Origin of the sequence: Ferruginibacter lapsinanis (assembly GCF_020783315.1) — a bacterium.
In the GTDB taxonomy this organism is placed as follows: domain Bacteria; phylum Bacteroidota; class Bacteroidia; order Chitinophagales; family Chitinophagaceae; genus Ferruginibacter; species Ferruginibacter lapsinanis.
The window spans coordinates 2950346-2974767 of record NZ_CP086063.1 but is presented as its reverse complement, the minus strand read 5'-3'; the positions used below and the strand labels follow the sequence as shown (position 1 = coordinate 2974767).

General features: G+C 34.4%; 23 protein-coding genes. 21 read left to right on the top strand and 2 right to left on the bottom strand.

The genetic code is table 11. The annotated features are described in order from the left end of the window. The first annotated feature begins 2 nt into the window (after positions 1-2). From LK994_RS12540 to LK994_RS12440, 21 genes are all read left to right on the top strand, one after another. Positions 3-926 (top strand): class I SAM-dependent methyltransferase, encoded by a 924-nt coding sequence (locus LK994_RS12540; RefSeq protein ID WP_229760432.1) that lies wholly within the window; start codon positions 3-5, stop codon positions 924-926. Between the two features lie 7 nt (positions 927-933). Continuing rightward, complete coding sequence (locus LK994_RS12535) at positions 934-1923, top strand: glycosyltransferase family 2 protein (RefSeq protein ID WP_229760431.1); 990 nt, start codon at positions 934-936, stop codon at positions 1921-1923. A 3-nt stretch (positions 1924-1926) separates the two neighbouring features. Further along, entirely contained in the window at positions 1927-3003 is a 1077-nt protein-coding gene (locus tag LK994_RS12530) for an acyltransferase family protein (protein WP_229760430.1), read from the top strand. Positions 3004-3009: 6 nt separating this feature from the next. Then, positions 3010-3969 carry a glycosyltransferase family 2 protein gene (locus tag LK994_RS12525; RefSeq protein ID WP_229760429.1) on the top strand — a complete coding sequence of 320 codons (960 nt, stop codon included), beginning with the start codon at positions 3010-3012 and terminating at the stop codon, positions 3967-3969. A 2-nt stretch (positions 3970-3971) separates the two neighbouring features. Further along, entirely contained in the window at positions 3972-4907 is a 936-nt protein-coding gene (locus LK994_RS12520; protein WP_229760428.1) for a glycosyltransferase family 10 domain-containing protein, read from the top strand. A gap of 18 nt (positions 4908-4925) precedes the next feature. Then, complete coding sequence (locus LK994_RS12515; RefSeq protein WP_229760427.1) at positions 4926-6008, top strand: acyltransferase family protein; 1083 nt, start codon at positions 4926-4928, stop codon at positions 6006-6008. A 74-nt stretch (positions 6009-6082) separates the two neighbouring features. Continuing rightward, entirely contained in the window at positions 6083-6967 is an 885-nt protein-coding gene (locus LK994_RS12510) for a glycosyltransferase family 2 protein (protein WP_229760426.1), read from the top strand. Beyond that, the gene (locus LK994_RS12505; RefSeq protein ID WP_229760425.1) at positions 6967-7935 is read left to right on the top strand and encodes a glycosyltransferase family 2 protein; all 969 of its coding nucleotides are present in this window, start codon (positions 6967-6969) and stop codon (positions 7933-7935) included. The genes LK994_RS12510 and LK994_RS12505 overlap by 1 nt, the downstream gene beginning before the upstream one ends. Positions 7936-7986: 51 nt before the next feature. Continuing rightward, positions 7987-8844: a glycosyltransferase family 2 protein gene (locus LK994_RS12500; protein WP_229760424.1), complete on the top strand. Its 858-nt coding sequence runs from the start codon at positions 7987-7989 to the stop codon at positions 8842-8844. A 103-nt stretch (positions 8845-8947) separates the two neighbouring features. Continuing rightward, positions 8948-10156, top strand: a complete 1209-nt coding sequence (locus LK994_RS12495; protein WP_229760423.1) for a glycosyltransferase family protein — start codon at positions 8948-8950, stop codon at positions 10154-10156. After that, positions 10135-11424 carry a glycosyltransferase family protein gene (locus LK994_RS12490; RefSeq protein WP_229760422.1) on the top strand — a complete coding sequence of 430 codons (1290 nt, stop codon included), beginning with the start codon at positions 10135-10137 and terminating at the stop codon, positions 11422-11424. The genes LK994_RS12495 and LK994_RS12490 overlap by 22 nt, the downstream gene beginning before the upstream one ends. Positions 11425-11440: 16 nt before the next feature. Continuing rightward, positions 11441-12703, top strand: a complete 1263-nt coding sequence (locus tag LK994_RS12485) for a glycosyltransferase family 4 protein (RefSeq protein ID WP_229760421.1) — start codon at positions 11441-11443, stop codon at positions 12701-12703. Then, the gene (locus LK994_RS12480) at positions 12700-13866 is read left to right on the top strand and encodes a glycosyltransferase family 4 protein (protein WP_229760420.1); all 1167 of its coding nucleotides are present in this window, start codon (positions 12700-12702) and stop codon (positions 13864-13866) included. The genes LK994_RS12485 and LK994_RS12480 overlap by 4 nt, the downstream gene beginning before the upstream one ends. A gap of 96 nt (positions 13867-13962) precedes the next feature. After that, on the top strand, positions 13963-15261 hold the full coding sequence (locus LK994_RS12475) for a hypothetical protein (RefSeq protein WP_229760419.1): 1299 nt from the start codon (positions 13963-13965) through the stop codon (positions 15259-15261). Between the two features lie 26 nt (positions 15262-15287). Beyond that, complete coding sequence (locus LK994_RS12470; RefSeq protein ID WP_229760418.1) at positions 15288-15824, top strand: exosortase/archaeosortase family protein; 537 nt, start codon at positions 15288-15290, stop codon at positions 15822-15824. 5 nt (positions 15825-15829) lie between these two features. After that, positions 15830-16981 (top strand): glycosyltransferase, encoded by a 1152-nt coding sequence (locus LK994_RS12465; RefSeq protein ID WP_229760417.1) that lies wholly within the window; start codon positions 15830-15832, stop codon positions 16979-16981. After that, complete coding sequence (locus tag LK994_RS12460) at positions 16978-17535, top strand: WcaF family extracellular polysaccharide biosynthesis acetyltransferase (RefSeq protein ID WP_229760416.1); 558 nt, start codon at positions 16978-16980, stop codon at positions 17533-17535. Before LK994_RS12465 ends, LK994_RS12460 begins: the two co-directional genes overlap by 4 nt. A gap of 144 nt (positions 17536-17679) precedes the next feature. Then, a complete protein-coding gene (locus LK994_RS12455) occupies positions 17680-18438 on the top strand; it encodes a glycosyltransferase family 2 protein (RefSeq protein WP_229760415.1) in 759 nt (252 codons plus the stop codon). Positions 18439-18486: 48 nt separating this feature from the next. Then, positions 18487-19227: a tyrosine-protein phosphatase gene (locus tag LK994_RS12450; protein WP_229760414.1), complete on the top strand. Its 741-nt coding sequence runs from the start codon at positions 18487-18489 to the stop codon at positions 19225-19227. A gap of 87 nt (positions 19228-19314) precedes the next feature. Then, positions 19315-21141: an ABC transporter ATP-binding protein gene (locus LK994_RS12445; protein ID WP_229760413.1), complete on the top strand. Its 1827-nt coding sequence runs from the start codon at positions 19315-19317 to the stop codon at positions 21139-21141. A gap of 107 nt (positions 21142-21248) precedes the next feature. Beyond that, entirely contained in the window at positions 21249-21695 is a 447-nt protein-coding gene (locus LK994_RS12440; protein WP_229760412.1) for a DUF3276 family protein, read from the top strand. 97 nt (positions 21696-21792) lie between these two features. On the opposite strand, the gene LK994_RS12435 is transcribed toward LK994_RS12440, so the two are convergent. Both LK994_RS12435 and pgi read right to left on the bottom strand, forming a co-directional pair. Then, entirely contained in the window at positions 21793-22620 is an 828-nt protein-coding gene (locus LK994_RS12435; RefSeq protein WP_229760411.1) for a universal stress protein, read from the bottom strand. A 99-nt stretch (positions 22621-22719) separates the two neighbouring features. Then, on the bottom strand, positions 22720-24312 hold the full coding sequence (gene pgi, locus LK994_RS12430; RefSeq protein WP_229760410.1) for a glucose-6-phosphate isomerase: 1593 nt from the start codon (positions 24310-24312) through the stop codon (positions 22720-22722). Positions 24313-24422 lie beyond the last annotated feature (110 nt).

Below are 24422 nucleotides of genomic sequence, written 5' to 3'. Positions count from 1 at the left end.
CTATGTCTTTGTTTAACAGAGCTATTGATAAGTTTTTACGATTGTTCCCTTCTGTAAAGAGACTTATCGCAGAAGTTGAGCATCTCCATGAATTATGTGGATTTCCTCCCGGCCATTATTACAGTTGTATTGTGAATGCCGAAGAATATTATGCTCAGCAGAAAACCCGGGAGGCATCTGATACTTATTTACCTATTGAGATCGACTTTAGAGAAAATGACCAAATTGAATTACTCAAGCTGTTTCAGAACTACTATAATGAATTGCCATTTGGAGATTCGGTAAAAGACGGATTAAGGTATTATTACAATAATGAATTTTTTACTTATGCAGATGCCGTAACCATGTTTTCAATGCTTAGGCATTTCAAACCTAAAAAAATAGTAGAGATAGGAGCCGGTTTTTCATCTGCATTGATTTTGGACACAAATGAAAGGTTTTTGTCAAACGAAACATCGATCACTTTTATTGAGCCCAATCCCGAAAGATTAGAAAGTATTCTTAAGCCCGGCGAAAATGTTAATATTCAAAAGAAAAAAGTGCAAGATGTTGACATTTCATTTTTTGAAACCCTCGAATCAGGAGATTTTCTTTTGATCGACACTTCTCATGTATCAAAATCTGGCAGTGACGTTAATTATATTTATTTTAATATTTTACCCTATTTAAAGAAAGGAGTAAAAATTCATATTCATGATATTTTTTTTCCCATGGAATATCCTGAAAAGTGGGTAGTGAAAGAATGGAGAGGTTGGAATGAAATTTTTTTATTGAGAGCTTTCCTTGCGTTTAATGCTGATTTCAGTGTATTATTTTTTAACTCCTTTTTGCAAAAAAGACACAAAGAGTATCTTTCCGAAAAGATGCCCCTGTTTTTAAAACAAGGCACTACGGTTAGTGGAGGGATTTGGATTGAAAGAGTATAAGTAAATTATGGTCTCGATTATAATGCCTTTATATAACAGGCAGGATTTTTTACCTGAAACATTAGATTCTATTGTCAGGCAAACCTACACTCATTGGCAATTGGTGGTAGTGGATGATGGCTCTACCGATAGTTCAGTGGACATTATACAGCAATTCGGTAAGATACATCAGGGTAAGGTAAAGCTGTTGCATTCATCCGTAGCGCAGTCTGGTGCAGCTGCATGCAGGAATATTGGAATAAAAGAAGCGGATGGTGATCTGATCATGTTTCTGGATTCAGATGATAAATTGGCTGATTTTTGTTTAGAGCAGCGGGTGAAAGTGATGAGTGAAGATGACGGTATTGATTGGGCCGTTTTTTTACAATACCTGTGGAAGCCCGAAGGTCCATTGCCTTATGCTACATTCAACAAAATAATTGACAATAAGTTTGCAGCGATCGATTGTTTTTTTCAGATGGATCCGGCATGGCAAACAATGGCTCCGATATGGAAAAGATCAGCTTTAGTAAAATTGGGAGGGTTTGATGTTACATTGATTTACATGGAAGATCCGGATCTGCATTTAAGGGCATTACTAGATACCTCCTTAACTGTTTCAATTAATTATCATTTACCACCCGATTGTTTTTACAGGGTAGATAATATGGATGAAACAAAGGCCAAGCGATTTTATGAATTAAGTATCGTTAGCAGGTTTTCTTTTTTGAAAAAACTGCCGGAGTTTTTCCAAAATATTGATTCTAAAGAACAGATGGGGCGATATAAAAAACAGGTTAGAAACGGATATTTTGCTTTTTTGAAAGGATTTGTTTTATCAAGGATCAATCAATATACGTTGCCTTTGAATCAATCAATAACATTATTAAGATCGTTAAAAATTATAAGTACATACGACATAGTGAAAATAAAAATTCTTCAGTTGGTTTTTGGCAATAATTCTTGGGTCATTACTAAATTAAGAATAAAGGGCTTGTTGTATAGAATAATAAATTAGTTGATGCAGGAGAATAATAAGAAATTTTCGTTAGGTCATTTGCCCGAGTTAGATGCATTGAGAACTTTTGCTGTGTTGCTAACAATGGTAGCACATCTTCTTCCTGCAGTTGGATTTCCGCTTATACCTTATACCTGGTATGGAGTAGAGATATTCTTTACCATTTCAGGTTTTTTGATCACCACGATTTTAATCTTATCGTTACAAAAACAAGCAGAAAGTAAATTAATGATCATAAAGAAATTCATGATCAGAAGGTTATTAAGATTATTCCCCATTTATTATTTATTTCTTTTACTTTTCTGGGGGGCAAAACATTTGTTACATATTGCTATATGGCAGGATATTTTTACGCCGTATTTTTTTTCCTATACACCTAATTTTTTGATCTACCAGGTAGGTTTTGGAGCGGTGGCGTGTTTTTCTCATTTATGGTCGCTAGGAGTGGAGGAACAATTTTATTTGTTTTGGCCATGGGTATTACTTTTTACTCCATCTAAATACAGATTGAAAATAATTATAGCAATGGTGCTGGTGTCGTTGGTTGCTTACTTTTTGTTTTTTAAAGATGCCCGTTTACATGTACTGCCTTTTGCAAATTTCCATACACTTGGTATGGGGGCTTTATTGGCGGTCTTTTATGTAGATCAGGGTGCTGTTATAAACTGGCTAAAAGACAGACGGCAGACAGTTTTTTTAATTACTTTATTAAATCTTTTGGTAGTACTCTTCTTTTATACAGAAGGCAATCCTTTTCTTACAATTTATCGGGAGTTGAGTTTATGTATTTCTACTTTTTCTTTTGTGCTGATGAGTATTTTCGGATGGAAGGGATGGGTGAAATTTTTAAGTACGAATAAGGCAATTCAATATATAGGAACGATCAGTTATGGAATATATCTTTTTCATATGGTGATCCCTGTCATATTTCAATTGATCCTGGGTAAAGTGGCCCCTGGGTTACATATTCCATCAGTGCCGTTATTGATTATATATTTCGGACTTACATTCGTTACAGCATATTTATCATATCGATTTATTGAAACTCCTTTTTTAAAATTAAAATTAAAATTCTCTTAGGATTTTATGCCGAGAATAAGTATTGTGATCCCTGTAAAGAATGGGCAACAAACATTGGGAGATTGTTTAAAAGCTATTTCAGAACAATCTATTTATCCGGAGATAGAAATTATAATACTTGATTCTGAATCTGTTGATGGTAGTGTTGAAATAGCAAAAAGTTTCGGAGCAAAAATTATTACCATTCCGAATAATACATTCGATCATGGTCTAACAAGAAATATCGGAGTGGGATATGCGCAAGGCGAATTGATTTTTTTAACTGTTCAGGATGCAGTATTAGCAGACAAGGTGATGTTGGAAAAAATGGCTGCTCATTTTCAGGATGCAAACGTAATGTCTGTTTGTGGGCATCAGGCAGTTTCGCATGATAAAGACAAAAATCCCCTTCTTTGGTTTAAACGATATTCTGAACCTAAGGCAATTGTCAAAAAATTTTCTCCGGAGGAGTTCAATCAACTGTCTATTCGTGAAAGGGTCGATAATGCACGCTGGGATGATGTTGTAGCCATGTATAGAAAAGAAGCTTTAATTGAACAACCATTCATTCAAACTGAATTTGCAGAAGATTGTGTGTGGGCTTATCAGGCTTTATCAAAAGGGTGGAAACTGGTGTATGATCCATCAATTTTGGTTTTCCATTATCATCATAGTGGATATAAATATGCTTATAAGGTAGCTTTTTCTATTAACTATCATTTTTATCATTTTTTTGGATATTTGCCCTCATTACCTATTTCGATGAAGCCAATACTACAGGTACCTTATCAGTTAATAAAGAATCCGGCTTTAAGTATACGAGAAAAAATATATTGGCTGGTATACAATTATTCAGAAATGCTGGGTAATTTTTTTTCTCATCTTTATTTTTTAACGATATATAAATTAAAAGGTGGAAATGGAGTAAAGAAAAGCTTTGAAAAAATTTGCAAACAGATTCCACAAGGTCAGCAAAAGAAATTGTAAATATGAAAAATTGTATTAAAATAAAATTCACCGATTTTTGGCCCGGCTTTGACAAGGAGAATAATATGTTTGTACATTTTTTGCAGAACTATTATCAGGTGGAATTTTCAGACGATCCGGATATAGTGATCTATTCTTGCTATGGATTCGATTTTTTAAAATATACCTGTTCTAAAATCTTTTATACTGCAGAGAATGTAAGACCAGACTTTAGAGAGTGTGACTATGCTTTTACATTTGATTATCCTGATTACAGCAATCGTAATTTTAGATTGCCGCTCTATCGTTGGAGAGGAGATCTGGATAAATTAATCCAGGTAAAAGATGCAGAAAAAATTGTAGCAGAAAAAACTAAGTTTTGTTGTATGCTCGTAAGTAATCCTAACGGGAAAGAAAGGAATTTATTTTTTGAAAAGTTATCAAAATATAAGCAGGTTGATTCGGGGGGAAAGCATTTGAATAATATCGGTTATAGAGTGCCCGACAAAAACGCCTTTATTGCTCAATATAAATTTACATTGTCTTTTGAGAATACTTCTTATCCGGGATATACTACAGAAAAATTAGTTGAACCTATGCTTGAGAATAGTTTACCGGTTTATTGGGGCAACACATTAGTAGGTAACGATTTTAATACAAAAAGTTTTATAAATATTCATGATTTCGCTTCGTTCGATGAGGCGATTGAAAGAATAATAGCAATTGATAGCAATGATGATCTCTATATCCAATATTTGAATCAGCCATATTTTAAGAATAATGTATTCCCACATGAATTAGAGTTTAAAACCATAGAAGATAAATTTATTGAAGTGGTAAATACATTATTGCATAACAAATCTGTTACTAATGGCTTTAATAGATGGTATAGTGTTGGAAAGATGATCAAAAAGAAATTGATTAGTAAGGTCACCAAAGAGCCGCTTTGGTATTGCTGATAACAAAATTTATATAAAGTGGGATTACTTAGATTAATACTTGCATTAGCTGTAGTTATAGCACATTCGACTGATTTTTTTGGATTAAAATTTGTCGGTGGCCAAATTGCTGTTCAGGCATTTTATATCATTTCAGGTTTTTATATGTCTTTGATATTAAATGAAAAGTACATAAACAAAAATGGATCGTATAAACTCTTTATCACCAACAGGTTTCTCAGGCTGTTTCCGATATACTGGCTTATACTTTTCTTTACCATATTGTTTTCAGCATATCTTTATTTTAGTACCAATGGAACTCAATCAGGGGCATTGTTTTCATATACACATTATTCGGGCCACTTAAATTTAAAAACATTTTTCTTCCTGATCTTCACTAATATTTTTCTATTCTTTCAGGATATTGTAATGTTTTTGGGACTAGATAATTCCGGAGCTCTTTTCTTTACAACTAATTTTCAAAATTCATCTCCTCCTGTATTTACTTTTTTACTTATTCCTCAGGCCTGGACTGTTGGAGTGGAAATTATGTTTTACATTTTTGCTCCATTTATAGTAAGACGGAGTATAAAAGTAATTGCTGTATTGATCTTTATGTCATTGTTATTGAGGGTGCTTCTGTATCATAATGGATTGAATTTTGACCCATGGACATACCGTTTTTTCCCTACAGAATTATTGTTCTTTCTTTTAGGTAATGTATCTTATCGGATATATACTAAAATGAAAACTGTTAATATGCATCGGTACATACCTACTGCGATGTTAGCCTTGTTATTTGTATTTACTTTTTTCTACAATCAAATTGTATTTCCAAAAAAAATGTATGTATACTTTTTAGTATTCTTTTTGTTTCTTCCGTTTGTTTTTCAAAAAACAAAAAAGTGGAAATGGGATACTTTTATCGGAGATCTATCGTATCCGGTTTATATATCTCATGTGTTTATTTTATCCCTGATTCACTATTTTAAAGCACCGTTACTATTTAACAATCTTGGTATCACCTTAGCTATTTATACCATAATTTTTTCGATTCCGATAAATCTATTAATTTCTAAAAATATAGAGAAATACCGTCAACGGAGGGTGTCTGGGGTTTGATTTTGTTGATAGCGAAGGATAGTAACATTTATATCTTATTTCAATAGTATATGAACAAATTAATTAGTGTTCTCATGACTTCCTATAATAGGGAGAAATATATAGGAGAAGCAATAGAAAGTGTTTTAAGATCTACTTATCAAAACTGGGAATTGATAATCGTAGATGATGCGTCGAAAGATAGAACTGTTGAAATAGCAAGGTCTTATGCAGAAAAGGATGAAAGAATAAAGTTGCATGTAAATGAAATTAACCTTGGAGATTATGCAAACAGAAACAAAGCCGCTGGATATGCAAAAGGAGAGTATTTGAAGTATTTAGATTCGGACGATAAAATATGCCCATGGGGGTTAGGGGTGATGGTTGAGTGCATGGAAAGTGATGCTTCAATAGCAATGGGATTTTCTTCGAACATTCTTATAAATTGTATGTTGCCTGTGGTATTATCTCCTGAAGAAAGTTTTAAACTATATTTTTTCAGAGGTTTTTTATTAGGAATCGGCCCGTCGGGTACAATCATCCGAAGAGATGTTTTTGAATCGTTTAATGGTTTCAGTGGTAGACAATTTGTAGGAGATACCGAACTGTGGTTTAAAATAGCATCTAAACATTCGGTTGTTTGCATGCCAGCTAATTTGGTGTATTGGCGTGAACATGAACAGCAGCAGATTGTTCTGGAGCGAAAGGACTTTCATATAGAGTCAGTAAGATTGGCGATGATCAGAGAAACGCTTGTTGGGGGTGATTGTCCATTACAAAAAAGTGATGCAGATGCAGCATATCGGAATATTGTAAATATAAAATGCCGCGGTTTAATTAAAAGTTTACTGGCTGGCAAATTCAGGGAGTCTTTTGCCAGAATAAGAACACTGAAATTAAGTTTTACCGATTTTCTGCTTTCGCTTAAGAAAAACGTTATCCCGGTTTTACGTACCCCTATTCATGATTTTAATAATTAATGTCGAGTTTAGTAAGCATAATAATTCCCTGCTATAATGCAGCAGCGTATATCGGTCAAACGCTTGAAAGTATATTGTCTCAAACATATACAGATCTTGAAGTGATTGTTATAAATGATGGATCTAAAGATGATTCAGAGAAGATCATTCAATCTTTCAGCGATAAAAGAATAAAATATTTTTCAATCCCTAATCAGGGGCAATGTAAAGCCTCCAATTTTGGATTATCCAAAGCTACGGGAGAGTATATAAAATTTTTTGATGCCGATGATCTGATGAATGATACTCATATAGAATTGCAGCTAAAAAAATTAGATGGAAGAATAGATGCAATGGCATCTTGCGAATGGGGACGCTTTTATGATGGGAATCCTCAATCTGCCGTCTTTACTGCTGAATCTGTTTGGAAGGATATGTCTTCTCTAGAGTGGCTGAAAAGTTCACTCAGTCAAAAGTATGATATGATGGGTGCCTGGGTATGGCTAATTCCCAAAAAAGTGCTAGATAAAACTGGAGGGTGGGATGAAAGACTTTCACTTAATAATGATTTTGAGTTTAGTATAAGATTATTGACCAATGTGAATGATGTGCTTTTTGCCGAAGGCGCAAAAGCATTCTATCGATCGGGCATTAGCGGTTCTATTTCCGCTTCATTATCCGAACAGGCATATAAAAATGCGATATTATCTACTGATCTTGGATGCACATATTTGCTGAATAAAGAAAATTCGGTTCTCACACGATCACTTTGTGCTGATAGATATAATATTTGGTTACATCGGATGTACCCAGATCACCCCTTATTGTGTACTTATCTGGAAAATAAAATTAAGGAATTGGGAGGAAGTAATCGTCAAATAGAAGGAGGGAGGTTTTTTATATTGCTCAGTAAAATTGTTGGATGGAAATTCGCTAAAAAATTAAAATTACAATTGTCCAGGATCGGGATAAAAAATCCTTTTAAATAATTAATGCATTTCTATTCAAGGTTTATTTTATAAAATTTTAACCTGACTTATATGACGAGTTCCCCGCTTTTTAGTATTCTAATGACTGCATATAATAGAGAGAAATTAATTGTTGAAGCCATTGAAAGTGTTTTGAATTCAAATTATACTAACTGGGAATTGATTATTGTAGACGATAGATCCACCGATAATACATTTGCAATTGCACAAAAATATGCTATGCAGGATGAGCGGATCAAAGTGTATATAAATGAACAAAATTTGGGAGACTATCCAAATCGAAATAAGGCGTCAACTTATGCCAAGGGAGAGTTTATGTTATATGTTGATTCTGATGATGAAATATATCCTGAAACAATTTCTAACTTGATCGAAGTATTGAAAATATATCCGGATCTGAATTTTGGAATGTTTTATGCTCATTCCCCTTCTCCAATAAAAGTCGAATCGGCAGAAGCAATCCATAATCATTTTTTTAAACAACAATTTTTATATATAGGTCCCGGGGGAACTATTTTACGTCGTTCGTTTTTTAATGAAATAAATAGATACCCTGAAAAATATGGCCCTGCTAATGATATGTATTTCAATTTGAAAGCATGTTGTTATTCTCCGATAGTCCTTTTTCCTTTCCAATTGGTTAATTACAGGGTACATGACGGCCAGGAAATTAATAATTCATACAGTTATTTATATAATAATTACAGGTATGAAAAGGATTCTTTCAATGAATTGCCCCTGCCACTATCTAAAAAAGAACGTCTTTGGTTGATAAAAAAAATGAAGCGACGCTTTTTAGTAAATGTTACAAAGTATTTTATCAAAACAAAAGATTTAAAAAAAACATACAATGCAATTAAATTGACAAATTATAAATTTAGTGATGCGTTAATTGGCATTTTTCAATAAATATTTTAATAACACTGTCTACAAATAAGATTGGCAGTTTTTTAATACTGGTTTTAGCAAGTATAAAAAATCAGAATAGTAATAAAGAAAATCATAATAGACATTGCATATACTATTTATTACAACACACAATTTTGCTACCAATCCTCGTCTGGTCAAAGAGATCAATTTAGCATTGACCAATAATTATAAGGCTACAGTTGTATGTTTTGATTTTGATAACTGGAGTAAACAATTAAATAATAAGTTCAAGTCTGATTTTAATGATAAGGGGGTTAGTATTATTGAAATACCTGCAGGAAGAAAGCCATTTTTGTCCTGGCTTTTTAGTACTGTTGTCAATAAACTTTCAAAAGGGGTATCTCTACTTAATCCTTCCTCAATTAAACTTATTGCATATCAGTTTAATAAAAGATCCTGGCTATTAAATAATGCATTAAATAATTTGTCCGGTGATTTTGATCTGATTGTAGCACATAATCCGGGTAGTTTTTACCCGGCATTTCATTTTTCAAAACAAAAAAAAATACCTTTTGGTATTGATATAGAAGATTATCATCCGGGAGAAGCATCAAATGAAGCCCAAATTGGCATACTGAAAAAGCTTCAAAACGAGATATTCCCTCATGCAATGTATTGCAGTGCAGCTTCTCCATTGATACTTGAATATTGTAAAGCGGATTTAGCACCTGCAGAAATGCCCAATGATGCGGTCATTTATAATCTCTTTTCTGCGGAGGAGTTTGTTGCACCCCAATATATTGATAATGCAAGAGTTAAAATTGTGTGGTTTTCTCAAAATATTGCAGCCGGGAGAGGATTAGAAGAGGTTGTTCCTGTAATAAAAAAATTAGCTGATAAATTTGAATTACACTTATTTGGTAATTTAAATAAGGCATTTGCCAATGAATGGCTGACGAACGCTGAGAATATTTATACGCATGATCCACTATTACAAAGTGATTTGCACAAACAATTAAGTCTATTTGATATCGGCCTTGCGATTGAACCCGGGAAAGACCTGAATAATAATCTGGCAGTATCAAATAAAATATTCGCTTATATGCAGTCAGGGCTGTATATAATAGCATCATCAACCATGGCACAAAAAAGATTATTAAATGATTTCCCGGATATAGGAATTATCACTTCATTAGATAATAATAGTTTGGAACAAACTTTTTTAGATTGTTATAACAGAATGGAGTTAATTCGCAGTCAAAAAGCAAATAGGTTTCAACGGGCAGGTTCTTTTTCCTGGGAAACTGAAGGGAATAAACTATTGTTACTATGGAAACTAATAAAGAAATGAAAAAAATACTTATAATATCGCCTCATTATCCACCATCCAATCTTGCCGCAGTACACAGAAGCAGATTGTTTGCTCAACATCTTCCTGAATTTGGCTGGGAGCCAATTATTTTAACTGTTGATGAAAAATACTATGAGGAAAAGTTAGACTGGAATCTACATAAATTATTACCTGCCAATCAGCGGATCGAAAAGGTAAATGCTTTCAATGTAACAAAACCGCGGATTATAGGAGATGTCGGCTTAAGAGGTTTTTTTCAATTGTATAAAAAGGCCAAGGCGCTTATTAAAAGCGAAAAAATAGATTTTTTATATATTCCTATACCCTCATTTTATATTGCTTTGTTGGGTAGATGGTTGCACACCTCTACCGGAGTAAAATATGGTATCGATTATATTGATCCATGGGTACATCATTTTCCCGGAAGCGATAAAATATTTACACGTCATTGGTTTAGTACTAAAATTGCAAAATTTTTAGAACCGATTGCGATTAAAAAAGCATCCTTAATTACCGGTGTTGCAGAGGGATATTATAAAGGCGTAATTGAAAGGAATCCGTATTTATTAAAAAGCTGTTTATTTGGGGCGATGCCTTATGGGGGAGAAAAAACAGATCATGAAAAGCTGGCCGGATTAAATATTGAACCTTATCTTTTCGTAAAAGATCCTGCTAAATTTCAAATGGTGTATGCAGGGGCTATGCTCCCCAAAGCATACGAACCACTTGAAGCAATATTCAAATCAATTGCCGAAAATCCAGCTGCCTTTGCCACCTGTGAAATTCATTTTATTGGCACAGGTAAGTTGCCTAATGATCCTAACAGTTATAATATAAAGCCTTTGGCAGAAAAATATAACTTATGGAATACGGTGGTTTTTGAATATGCACAAAGAATTCCATACCTGGATGTATTGGTGCATTTGAATGCAGCTCAGGGGGTATTTATTTTGGGTAGCACCGAACCTCATTATACTCCTTCTAAAGTATACCAGGCGGTATTATCGCATAAACCGATATTTGCAATTTTGCACATGGCAAGTTCTGCTAAGAATGTTATAGAAAAATCAAATAGCGGAATTGTGTTGGGATTCAATGGTGAGGCTGAAATAGAAAAAATCGCTGCAACATTTACTGATAAGTATAAAATGTTCCTTTCATTTTGTCAAACTTTTTCAGAAGATAAAGTATTGTATGATGTTTTTGAAGAATATTCTGCTAAAAGTGTTACAAAATCACTTAGTGATCTTTTAAATAAATTACCCTGATATTAATACACAAAAAATGAAGCTACTTACGTTAGTATACTCGATTGGAATGGGAGGCACAGAGAGGGCTGCAGTGAATTACGCTATTGGATACAAACAATTTGGTAATGATAGCAGGGTGTTGGCTTTAGGTAGTGGAGACGAAAGGTTACCAGAACTTGTTAGAAATAATGTGGATACTATTTTAATGAGTAAGGAAAAAAGGTCAATTGAAGAGGTGGAGAAAGAACTTAAAATTTGGGAACCAGATGTAATACATGTACATAATTTTTCAAAAGAACTCATACCTCATATTGAAAGGATTAAGGGTAGTCACACGATCGTTGTAGAAACAAATGTATTTTCAAGGCCCAATTATGAAAAGGAATATGCTATTGTGAATTTGTCGATGCAATTATCCAATTGGGGGTATTGGAAATACGTAAAATGGATGCGAAATGAAAAATATTCGCCGGAGGTGGCAACCATTCCATATATAGTTCATGCAGAAAATTTTGATATAAAGGTTGATAGAACGAATTCAGATTTCAGAAGAAAAAACAATATTCCGGAAGATGCATTTTTAGTAGGTAGAGTTGGGCAGCCGCATCCATCCAAGTGGTCTGTAAAATTGGTCGATGTGATCAAGAATACAATCACTGATGAAAATAGAATTTATTATGTATTGGTAGGACCCCCAAAAGATCTGCTGGCAAAGATCAACGAATTGTCAGATGCTCAGAAGAAAAGGGTTATTTGCCTTGATGTAATCCATGGAGATCATGCCTTATCTGATTTTTATAATTCTATTGATTGCTTTGCACACATGGCCAATATTGGCGAAAGTTTTGGGTATGTATTGGCGGAGGCCATGCTTTTCAGCGTTCCGATCGTTACATTACTTACACCATTAAAAGACAATGCACAATTTGAGATGATCGGTCATTATTATGGAGGGATATGTGTTACAAATAAAGAAGAATTTTCAAGAGCTATTCTGCAATTAGCTAAAGACGGAGAGTTGCATAAAAAATTAAAAGAAAATTTGACCAATTGGATTGTTGATAGGTTTAGCCCTGAAGTTGTTATTCCAAAACAACTAGCAGTTTATCAATCAATTCTTGCAGGGCAAAAATTAAAAAAAGAAAATCACGATGGGTTGATTAATGATCAATTCAAATTGTGGGGAGGTAGAAAATTTTATTACCAATTTTTACTCCAGGTTATTCAATCCCCAACCTTTAAAAAATCTATTTCTTTTCTAAAAGGAAAACTTAAAAATATAGTATCAAAGAGTTGAAAAAGCTAGTAATAATAACAACACACCCAATACAATATAATGCTCCGCTTTTTAAGTTAATAAGTTCGAGGAAAAATATTGACTTAAAGATATTTTACACCTGGGGCCAAGCTAAAGATAAAGTGTATGACCCTGGATTTGGAAGAGAAAGAGAGTGGGACATTCCTTTACTTGATGGGTATGATTATGAATTTATCGATAATGTTTCAAAAGCTCCTGGATCAAACCATTTTCAGGGAATTGTAAATCCTTCATTGATCAAAAAGATAGAAGATTTTAATCCCAGTGCTATACTTGTTTTTGGATGGTCATTCAACAGTCATCTGAAAGTGTTACGTCATTTTAAAAATAAGATTCCGGTTTGGCTTAGAGGAGACTCTAACTTGTTGGATATGTCTTCTGGGGTTTCCATAAAAAAGAATTTACGTAAACTTTTTCTAAAATGGGTATTTAAACATATTGATAAAGCATTTTACGTGGGTACAGCTAATAAGAAATATTTTCTTGAATATGGGGTTCCTGAAAATAATACCGTCTTTGCTCCACATGCAATCGATAACAACAGATTTGCAGATAATAACGGGGAATATGATAATAAGGCAAAAGAATGGAGAAAGGAGCTTGGTATAATGGAAGAAAATGTGGTCTTTTTATTTGCCGGTAAGTTGGAATCCAAAAAGAATCCTGCATTATTGGCCATGGCATTTGAAAAATTAGCTGAGGATAATGCCCATTTAATAATTGTAGGAAATGGAGTGCTTGAGCAGGAATTAAAAGAAAAGTTCAAAAGTGTAAAGAATTTACACTTTATTGATTTTCAAAATCAAAGTTTAATGCCGGTTGTTTATAGATTAGGAGATATCTTTGTATTACCCTCAAAAGGCCCCGGGGAAACCTGGGGATTGGCAATTAATGAGTCAATGGCATGTGGTAGATCTGTTTTGGTTAGCGATAAATGTGGCTGTGCTGTTGATCTTGTTCAGAACGGCAAAAATGGGTATGTTTTCAGATCCGATGATATGACTGATTTGTGCGAAAAAATGAAAATTATGATCTCACAAAAAAAGAATTTTAAAGATATGAGCGCTGTTTCATTATCAATCATAAAAAATTGGAGCTTTGAAAATGTTGCTAAAGCAATTGAAAAATCCTTGTGTAATTAATTTATTATATAAATTTTGAAAAGCCTTTTTCCCAGTAATTTCAAGTGGCCCCTTTTTATAGGACTAGCTCTGCTTATCAGAGTTGCGTTTGTGGGGATGAGCTGGACTTCTTATTTCTCAGTTTTAATATCACTACATCATTTCCTGTTATTTTTTGATGCGGTAGGTAAAATAATACCTGTAAGATATCTTTTAGGTGTTTTCATGTGTTTGCAATTTTTTATTGGCCCATCATTGTCTTATAACGGGTTTGATGAATACCAATATATTGTTTACAGAATGAAAATTCCCGAAAACGAATATTTTGCATATGCTATACCAGCAGTGCTTTCTTTTATTATCGGGCTACACCTGAATTCCAAAGGACTGGCGGGAGAGTCTGTCGATCAGGAAAAAGTGACAAAATTTGTAAATGAAAATCCCAAGCTGCCTTATTATTTTTTGGCGATCGGATTTGTTGCCAGTATCACTTCTGGCTTTTTCTCTTCAGACCTGGCTTTTGTTTTTTACCTAATCGGAAGTTTTAAATTCATTGGTTTGTTTTTATTGGTGTTGGGAGGAAAGTATCTAAAACCTTTGCCACTTACCTTAGTGATTGGATCAATTGTATCATCCTCGCTTGGGGATGGTATGTTTCATGACTTGTTAACCTGGGTAATATTTGTAGCATGTGTGTATGGAGTTAGATATCGTTTTGGAGTTAATATTAAACTAATGGGGTTGGGGATATTTATTGTGTTTGCAACAGTTATTCAGCAAATGAAAGGTATTTACAGAGAGTCTATCGGTAGTGAAGGGGCCGGTATAGAAACTTTTGGTAAGCTATTAGAACAACAAAATGAACAAAATGGGATCTTTAGTTTTGAGAGTTTGGCTCCGTCTGTTACAAGAATTAATCAGGGGTTTATTATTACCAATATAATGAATACAGTACCGGATAAAGTACCATTTTCTAATGGAGAAGAAATGAGGCAAATATTTGAAGCCGCTTTTTTACCAAGGATTCTTGCACCTAATAAATTAAATGCCGGAGACCGAGAGGTATTTACCAAATGGTCTGGTATTAAGCTTAGGGCCGGAACGTCAATGGGCTTAAGTTCTCTGGGAGATGCATATTTAAATTTTGGTGTTTTGGGAGGCTGTATTTTTATGTTTCTTTTGGGGCTATCCTATAATAATATTCTAAAAGTATTTCATAATCAAGGGAAAACCTATCCAATACTTCCATTATTTACCACGTTGGTTTTTTACTATCCAATCAGGCCTGATTGTGAATTACAAACAATCCTTGGTCATTTGGTAAAATCGTGCTTCCTTATTTACGTCATGATCTTATTTTCTAAGGATATGTTTTCACTTAAGAAAAAAGAATCGTTTCTGAAAGAAACAATTTAATTTCCATCTCATCTTAAACACAAGTGTTGAAATCCTTCTCAAAATATTTTTTTAAATTCATCCTGATCTTTTGTTTCTTATATTTTGGAACACAGTTAATAATTGGTCTCACAGTACCGGGTAATCACTATAGTAGTTTTGTTCATCATTATCTAGACTATATATCCTTGCTTCGAAAATCATTATTAAAAGGATCTGAATTAATTATTGATGCATTAGGATACCGGTCATTTGTTGTTGATAATTACTTTCTTAAAATTGAGAACGGCAGTTATGTCCGTATGGTTTACTCATGCTTAGGTATAGGGATCTTCAGTTTTTGGGCAGCTTTTGTAATTGCAAATGAAGGTAAGATAGTAAAGAAGATAGAATGGGTCTTTATAGGTGTAATAATTATTTGGCTTATAAATATTGCAAGAATTTGTCTGTTATTACTGGCACATAATAACAAATGGACTGTGCCCTCATTTATCAATCACCATACTATCTTTAATATAGCGGCTTATGGGGCTGTTTTTTTATTGATGTATGCATTTGATCGTTCTCAAAAAAAACTGTCTTAATTATTGTGATACAAGAAAAACGTAAAAGAATATTGATTCTGATTGATTGGTTTGCTCCCGGATATAAAGCGGGTGGACCTATTCAATCTTGCGTAAATATTGCATTTGCTTTAAAAGACGAGTTTGAAGTTTTTGTACTTACAACTGATACGGATCATGGAGAAATTGTTCCTTATAGTAATGTAAGTACCAATGAATGGATAGATTATGAACAATCAGGAATAATGGTTTATTATGCCAGGAAACGATCTTTAAGTTTTGATCAGATCAAAAATGAGATTACATCAGTTAATGCCGATTTCGTATATCTTAATTTATTGTTTTCGCCATATTTCGCTATTTATCCTTTGTGGCTACATTTCAGGAATAAAATATCAGGTAAAGTAATTCTTTGTCCAAGAGGAACATTATATGAAAGTGCATTGTCTTATAAGGCGTATAAAAAAAGACCATTTGTGTTTTTGTATAAATTAATGGGTATTGCGAAAAAAATAAAATTTCATGCAACCAATGAAAGAGAATTCGAAGCTATTCAAAAATATTTCCCCGGAAGTAATGTTGTAATTGCTGATAATCTGCCCAATACCAACCAGCCGGCATTTACCGGTTGTATTAAAAATGTTGGCAGCTTACATTGTATTTTTATTGCCAGAATAGTAGCGATCAAAAATTTATTATTTCTATTAAATGTATTAGAGAATGTGAAAGCAGATGTGCTGCTTACAATTGTTGGACCTGCAGAAGACAATAATTATTGGGAAACCTGTAAACAGAAAATAGCCACACTGCCTGATAATATTAAAACAACGTATCTTGGGGCTAAACAAAATAATGAGCTATTGCGTTTGCTTCAACAAAATCATTTATTTGTATTGCCAACAACAGGAGAAAATTTCGGACATGCAATTTTCGAAAGTTTTTTGGCAGGCAGGCCTGTACTGATCAGTGATCAAACCCCATGGCTTGGTTTAAAGCAATACAAAGCAGGCTGGGATCTGCCTCTGGCAAAACCTGAACTGTTTACTGAAGCCATCGAGCAATTGGCAAGTTGTGATCAGCAAGAGTTTGATACTTATGCAAACAGTGCCTGGCAATATGCTAACAACTTTATCTCTGATCCAACATTAAAACAACAGTATTATAAATTGTTTTTATGAGTAATAATAAAACAGTAAATAATGCAAGTTTTGTTCCAACCCTTCAGGTTGAAGCATCTCTATTTAAACAGGTATTGTGGTATTTTACTAATATTCTTTTTTTTAAGAATCCATTAAATCCAAGTTCAGGGCTAAAAAAAATATTGCTGAAATTGTTTGGCGCCAAAGTAGGTAATGGAGTTGTTTTAAAACCGGCGATCAATATAAAATTTCCATGGAAATTATCTATCGGAGATTATTCCTGGATTGGAGAAAATGTATGGATTGATAATTTGGCAAAAGTATCTATAGGTAGCAATGTTTGTATATCACAAGGAGCTTATTTACTAACTGGTAATCACAATTACAAGAAAACAACATTTGATTTAATCACTGCTGCAATCAATATTGAAGATGGAGTATGGATAGGAGCGAAGGCAATTGTTTGTCCGGGGGTTACCTGCAAAACACATGCGATTTTATCGGTGGCATCTATTGCTTCCAAAGATCTGGAACCTTATTCTATTTACAAAGGGAATCCTGCCATTAAGATCAACGAAAGAATTATTGGTTGATTTTGTCCTTTTTTACAGCTTTCTGTAGACTTTTCCTTTCACCAATTATATTATAAATCAGTTAAATATAGAGAAAACCTGACTTGCTAACCAACAAATTAGGATTCTTTGTGTAATATTACAGTTCAATTTTCTTAACCTGTCATGAAAATATCACTAATAACAGTTACTTACAATTCCGAAAAGTTTCTGGAGGATTGTATCAAGTCTGTTGTTATACAAGATTATCATTCTATTGAACATATCATTATAGATGGAGGTTCTTCAGACGGTACAATACAGATAATAAAAAAATATAACGACCATATAGCTAAATGGATCTCTGAAAAGGACGAAGGTATGTATGATGCCATCAATAAAGGAATGGCGATGGCTACAGGAGATGTGATAGGGATATTGAACAGTGATGATATGTTGGCTTCATCAGATGTTATTTCTGCTATAGTTACTGCTTTTGAACAAAACGGAGTTGATTCTGTTTATGGCGATCTGGCATATGTAGCGCAGGAAGATACACAAAAAGTACACAGATTCTGGAAGGGAAATTCATACAAACGCAGTCGTTTTAATTTTGGCTGGATGCCTGCACATCCTACATTTTACGTAAAAAGATCTGTTGTAGAAAAGTTGGGCGGCTATGAAAGCAAATTTTATACTGCTGCTGATTATGAACTAATGGCGAGGTATTTGTATAAAAATAAGATAAGTGCCTATCATCTCCCTAAATTGCTGGTTAGAATGCGAACCGGGGGAATGAGTAATAGTAATTTAAAAAGTAGACTTAGAGCCAATCGTAGAGATTACCTGGCAATGAGAAAGAATAATATACCATTTGCTTTTTTAGTTTCCATTTTGAAGCCACTTAGAAAATTACCTCAATATTTTAAGAAAGTAATTGAATAAGTAAGTTTCCGGTAAATTATTTTTAGAAATCAACTACATTTATACAACATGTTCTCGTTTTTCAAAAAGAAACAAATTGTCGACCCCAATTTACGCTTACCCTTTAGTACAGACATACATTCGCATGTCCTTCCGGGTATTGATGATGGGGCACCCGATATAGAAACTTCTCTGCAATTGCTGAGAGGGTTATACAATTTGGGTATACGAGAAACGGTGGCAACACCGCATATCATCGGCGATATGTTCAGGAATACGCCTGAAACGATTGGAGCCGCTCTTACAAAATTAAAGCAGGCTGCTGAAGAGGCTGCAATAGATATTAAAATATCTGCCGCAGCAGAATATATGATCGACGATTATTTTTTTAATCTGATCAAACAAAAATCACCTTTGCTGACTGTTAAGGATAAAATAATTTTGACCGAACAGCCATATAGTGCACCTTCGGAACATCTGGTTGAGATAACATTTGAGATGATGACCGATGGATATAAACCTATAATGGCCCACCCCGAAAGATATTTTTATTATCATAATGATTATGAAAAATTTGAATACCTGAAAGAACTTGGGTATACCTTACAAGTCAACTTGTTGTCGTTAACCGGGTATTATGGCAAGGCTGTTGCAAAGGCGGCAAAACATATAATGGATAATGATCTGGCCGATTTTGTAGGAACGGATATGCATCACGACAGGCATCTTTTTGCTTTACAGCATTATGATAGTTTGAAAACAATCAATAAATATCTTGAAAGAAGAGAATTTAATGTTTTCCCTTCTTAACAATATTCATAATTCTTAAAGGGTTCAGCTAGCTGAACCCTTTTGTATTTATATTCCTACCAAACTTTTGATATACTTTTGTAATACATGAGGCATCTCTTTACGATCAATCACTTTTTTTGGAAACATCGCTGGCGATTTTTGCTAGGAATAGTATTTATCATTCTTACCAATTATTTCAGGATACTTTCCCCGCAACTTACCGGTTATGTTGTGAATGCGGTGGTTAAAAAAGCGGCTTCTGCTACCGCTGTAGCTGGGGATATAAAAAGTAATAATGATATCATTGTTCAGTTTATCATTTCAAAACTAGAATCAAAGGCGTTTTCAGAAAAAATAGTATGGAGTGGTATAATATTACTGGTGTTGGCTTTGATCAGTGGCTTCTTCATGTTCCTGATGAGACAGACCATTATTGTAATGAGCAGGCTGATCGAATATGATCAAAAGAACCAGGTATTCGCACATTACCAGCAATTAGATGCCGGGTTTTATAAAACTCACAGTACAGGAGATCTGATGAATCGTATTTCGGAAGATGTTAGCAGAGTTAGAATGTATACCGGACCTGCAATCATGTATTTTATCAACTTAGCTGCAGTGCTGGGGTTTAGTATATTTTTTATGCTTAAAGCTAGTCCTAAACTTACTTTGGTTGCATTATCTCCTTTACCTCTTTTGGCTATCACAATTTATTTTGTAAACACGATCATCAATAAAAAAAGTGAACGGGTGCAATCCTTGCTGAGCAGCCTGACAACAAATGCGCAGGAGTCTTACAGTGGTATCAGAGTGATCAAATCTTTTGTGCAGGAAAAAGCCATGCTTGGATTTTTTACTGCTAACAGTGATGCGTATAAACGAAACGCATTAGGATTAGCTAAGACAGAAGCTATATACTTTCCCAGTATGGCATTACTGATCGGTATCAGTACGTTGTTGACTATTATGGTGGGGGGAATGGATGTATTGCATGATCCCGTTAATAATAAAGTAGGTACTATAGCTGAATTTGTGATGTATATACAGATGCTTACTTTTCCTGTAAGTGCTATTGGCTGGACGGCAAGTATGACACAGCGGGCTGCGGCATCGCAAAAACGCATCAATGAATTTTTGCAGACAGAACCGACAATAAAAAATTCGCAGACTCCTTTGCATGCAACATTGAAAGGAGCTATTGATTTTACCAATGTTGATTTTACTTACTCACATACGGGTATACACGCAATAAACGATTTTTCTTTTTCTATCAAACCGAAGGAAAAGATCGCTATCGTTGGCAGAACAGGATCGGGAAAGTCTACTATAGCCCAGTTGCTTTTAAGAATGTATGATGCTGATAATGGACTGATACAATATGATGGAGTACCTATTAACAAGTTGGATATAGAAAATTTGCGATCGCAGATCAGTTATGTTCCGCAGGATATTTTCCTGTTCAGTGAAACCATCAGCAATAATATTAGGTTTGGTTTGGACAGCGCTACACAGGAAAAAATTGTCACAGCTGCTTCTCAGGCAAATATTCATAAGGAGATACAAGGATTTCCTTTAAACTATAATACGTTGGTTGGGGAGAGAGGTGTTACGCTGAGTGGAGGACAAAAGCAACGGATATCTATCGCCAGGGCATTAATTAAAAATTCACCGATAGTGATTTTTGACGATTGCTTAAGTGCGGTGGATGCTAAAACAGAAAAGGAAATTTTGAATACATTGAATCATTATATGCAGGATAAAACGGCTATAATTATTACGCATCGAATATTTTCTTTATTACAATTTGATAAAATACTGGTGTTGGATGAGGGTAAAATTGTCGAAACCGGTACTCATTACGAGCTATTGGCAAAAAAGGGGTATTATGCTGAAATGTATAACAGGCAACAGGAACAAGAGAGTGCCGGGTAAGAATTTCGGGTAAAAATCAGGTTTATTTTGCTATTTCAAAAACAGTTTTATCTTTGCCCTTATTCTTTAACATTAAACAAGATATTTAATTTAAAAACTTTACTACTGTGGCGTACGAAAATAATGACAAAAAAATGGAAAGCGTTTATAGCAAACGCATTAAAGCCGGAAAGCGTAGAACTTACTTTTTTGATGTAAGAGAAACCCGTGGAAATGATTACTATCTGACAATTACTGAAAGCCGTAAACGTTTTGACTCTGAAGGATATGACAGACATAAGATCTTTTTATACAAAGAAGATTTCAATAAATTTATTAAAGGCTTAGGTGAAGCAGTTGATTATGTGAAGACAGAATTAATGCCTGATTTTGATTTTGACGCATTTAACCATGATACACCTTATGAAGGTGATGAATCATCTGTTAACCATGATGGTATTGCTCAGGAAATAGCTCCTGAAGTTGTAGCTGAAGCAAAAGTTGAGATCCCTGTTGCTTCTGTAGACACTACTCCGTTAGATAATGGAAGTACTGAAGAGGTGGATAAATGGTAAGTATACAAAACCAATTGCTTATAAATAAAAACGGCTCAATTTATTGGGCCGTTTTGCTTTATTATCCACTTTGCTATAAACAAATATAAATACTGCATTATTCATGCATACACAACACGGGAATGTTTGTATGAAAAATCAGGTCTTTCGTCTGACTGCGTTTAAATAGTTTATCGATAAGATTATGTTTTTTAGGTATCACCACAATCAGATCTAATTTGGCTTTTTGTGCAAACCAATTGATGCCATCTGTAACATCAGGAGATTCTATGGCATGAAATTCGGGCTTGAAGGCCTTTAATAACTCTACCGCATACCCATTTTCTAATGCCCTTTCTTCCGAAGTACGACTTTGGCTTGTATTATCAACATTCATTACATGCAATTCAGCTTTGAAGTCAAGGATTAATTTCTTCAAAGGTTCTATCGGTGTAGTATCCTCTACCTGTTTGTAATCGCAGGCAAAACCAATTTTTCTGATTGGGATGAATTCGGCCTTTGTTGGCACGGCTAAAATAGGGTAGTCTAAATGATGAATTGCCCGTATGGTATTGCTGCCAACCACTAAACGGGTAAGTACATCCTTACCAGACAACCCCATCACTACAAGGTCAGGTTTTTTCTCATCACATAAATTTTTCAACCCTACTTCCAGGCTATTATATTCAGTCCTTAACTCAATATGTATGGCTCGTTTCAGCCTGGAATCTATTTTCTTTTTACATTCCTCCAATTCATATTCAGCCGCATGTTGCATTTCGGGTAAACTTACAAACGGGTATGTATACACTGTCATAGGTGTAATAACCTCGTATGTATGAAATAAGATCAGGTCAGCACCGTAAAATTCTGCAAGGTCTGCTGCAAAAAAAGCCGCGTTTAATGATTGCGGTGAGAAATCAACCGGGGCAATAATTGTTTTCATAAAAGAAATTTACTGCCACAAGTTAGGAATGCATCAAAAGGAATAAAATGATATTAATCATTTATCTACATGATCTTCAAAGCAAAGAAACAAGCCTGTCTATCTGAATTTCTTATATATATTTATCAGGTTGTTTGTTGAAGAATCGTGAGAATGAACAGATGCATCATCCTGTAATTCGGGTAAAATTTTATTAGCTAATATTTTCCCTAATTCTACACCCCATTGGTCATAACTGAAGATATTCCAGATAACACCCTGTACAAAGATCTTATGCTCATAAAAAGCGATCAATGTACCCAAAGTGTAAGGAGTGATTTGTTTTACCAGGAAAGAATTCGTTGGTCTGTTACCCGTAAATACTCTGTATGGATTGTCGTGATCTGCTCCATTCATCAAGGCTTCTGTTTGTGCAAAAAAATTGCTTAATAGTTTCTGATGGTGATCGCCAATAGGGTTGTGGCTTATTGCAGGAGCAATAAAATCGCAAGGGATCATTTGTGTTCCCTGGTGGATCAGTTGATAAAATGCATGCTGACCGTTAGTGCCGGGTTCTCCCCAAATAACCGGCCCCGTTTCGTAAGTTACTTCTACACCATTTCTGTCGATATACTTGCCATTGCTTTCCATATTTCCTTGCTGAAAATAGGCGGCAAAACGATGCATATATTGGTCATAAGGTAAAATAGCTTCGGTGGCAGCTCCGTAAAAATTTACGTACCAGATACCTAACAAGGCCATTATCACCGGAATATTTTTATCAAATTTTTCAGTAGCAAAATGGATATCAGCTTTGTGAGCACCTTTTAGCACTGCTTCAAAATTATCATATCCTATCGTCAGTGCTATTGATAATCCTATGGCGCTCCACAAACTGTATCTTCCTCCAACCCAATCCCAAAAGCCGAACATATTTTCAGCAGCAATTCCAAATTTCACTACAGCCGCTTCATTGGTACTTAATGCAGCAAAATGCTTGGCCACATGTGCCTCATCTTTCGCCTGTTGTAAAAACCAATCTCTTGCAGAATGAGCATTGGTCATAGTTTCCTGTGTAGTGAAGGTTTTAGAGGCAATTAAAAAAAGCGTTTCATCTGCCGTAACTTTTTTCAAAGTTTCAGCAATATGAGTGCCATCTACATTACTAACAAAATAGGTTTGTATACCATCAATCCAGTATGGTTTAAGTGCTTCAGTAACCATTACCGGACCAAGATCACTTCCCCCGATGCCGATATTGACAATATATTTTATCTTTTTTCCGGTAAAACCTTTCCATTCTCCGCTATGAACCTTAGCACAGAATGCCTTCATTTGTTCCTGTACTTTTTTAATATCCGGCATTACGTCTTTTCCGTCTGTAATTACCGGCTTGCCCGAAAAATTTCTAAGTGCAGTATGTAATACAGCTCTGTTTTCAGTTTCATTTATTTTTTCGCCATTGAATTGTGCATCGATCGCTTCTTTCAGTTTACATTCTTCGGCTAATTGCACTAAAAGTTCAAGTGTATTTTCTGTGATGATATTTTTTGAATAATCAAAAACAATATCATCCATACATAAAGAGAAATTGGTAAAACGATCTGCATCATTGGCAAACAGATCTTTCATATGTACTGGTTGAATAATAGCGTGATGTTGTTGTAAACCTTGCCAGGCTTGTGTAGATGTCGGATTGATCTTTGGAAACATTTATGTAAGTGTTAATTAGATTAGAAATGGATGCGAAGATATTTATAAAAAGGAAAACAAGTGTTGTAAAAACACCTCTTTATCTAAAAAGATGTGTAAAATGTACATTT

Excerpts from the sequence above, each read along its gene's own strand:
- LK994_RS12530 (WP_229760430.1), top strand. The coding sequence starts at position 1,927 with ATGCAGGAGAATAATAAGAAATTTTCGTTAGGTCATTTGCCCGAGTTA.
- LK994_RS12490 (WP_229760422.1), top strand. The coding sequence starts at position 10,135 with ATGGAAACTAATAAAGAAATGAAAAAAATACTTATAATATCGCCTCAT.
- LK994_RS12525 (WP_229760429.1), top strand. The coding sequence starts at position 3,010 with ATGCCGAGAATAAGTATTGTGATCCCTGTAAAGAATGGGCAACAAACA.
- LK994_RS12475 (WP_229760419.1), top strand. The coding sequence starts at position 13,963 with ATGAGCTGGACTTCTTATTTCTCAGTTTTAATATCACTACATCATTTC.
- LK994_RS12510 (WP_229760426.1), top strand. The coding sequence starts at position 6,083 with ATGACTTCCTATAATAGGGAGAAATATATAGGAGAAGCAATAGAAAGT.
- LK994_RS12500 (WP_229760424.1), top strand. The coding sequence starts at position 7,987 with ATGACGAGTTCCCCGCTTTTTAGTATTCTAATGACTGCATATAATAGA.
- pgi (WP_229760410.1), bottom strand. The coding sequence starts at position 24,312 with ATGTTTCCAAAGATCAATCCGACATCTACACAAGCCTGGCAAGGTTTA.
- LK994_RS12520 (WP_229760428.1), top strand. The coding sequence starts at position 3,972 with ATGAAAAATTGTATTAAAATAAAATTCACCGATTTTTGGCCCGGCTTT.
- LK994_RS12535 (WP_229760431.1), top strand. The coding sequence starts at position 934 with ATGGTCTCGATTATAATGCCTTTATATAACAGGCAGGATTTTTTACCT.
- LK994_RS12540 (WP_229760432.1), top strand. The coding sequence starts at position 3 with ATGTCTTTGTTTAACAGAGCTATTGATAAGTTTTTACGATTGTTCCCT.
- LK994_RS12460 (WP_229760416.1), top strand. The coding sequence starts at position 16,978 with ATGAGTAATAATAAAACAGTAAATAATGCAAGTTTTGTTCCAACCCTT.
- LK994_RS12485 (WP_229760421.1), top strand. The coding sequence starts at position 11,441 with ATGAAGCTACTTACGTTAGTATACTCGATTGGAATGGGAGGCACAGAG.
- LK994_RS12445 (WP_229760413.1), top strand. The coding sequence starts at position 19,315 with ATGAGGCATCTCTTTACGATCAATCACTTTTTTTGGAAACATCGCTGG.
- LK994_RS12435 (WP_229760411.1), bottom strand. The coding sequence starts at position 22,620 with ATGAAAACAATTATTGCCCCGGTTGATTTCTCACCGCAATCATTAAAC.
- LK994_RS12450 (WP_229760414.1), top strand. The coding sequence starts at position 18,487 with ATGTTCTCGTTTTTCAAAAAGAAACAAATTGTCGACCCCAATTTACGC.
- LK994_RS12505 (WP_229760425.1), top strand. The coding sequence starts at position 6,967 with ATGTCGAGTTTAGTAAGCATAATAATTCCCTGCTATAATGCAGCAGCG.
- LK994_RS12455 (WP_229760415.1), top strand. The coding sequence starts at position 17,680 with ATGAAAATATCACTAATAACAGTTACTTACAATTCCGAAAAGTTTCTG.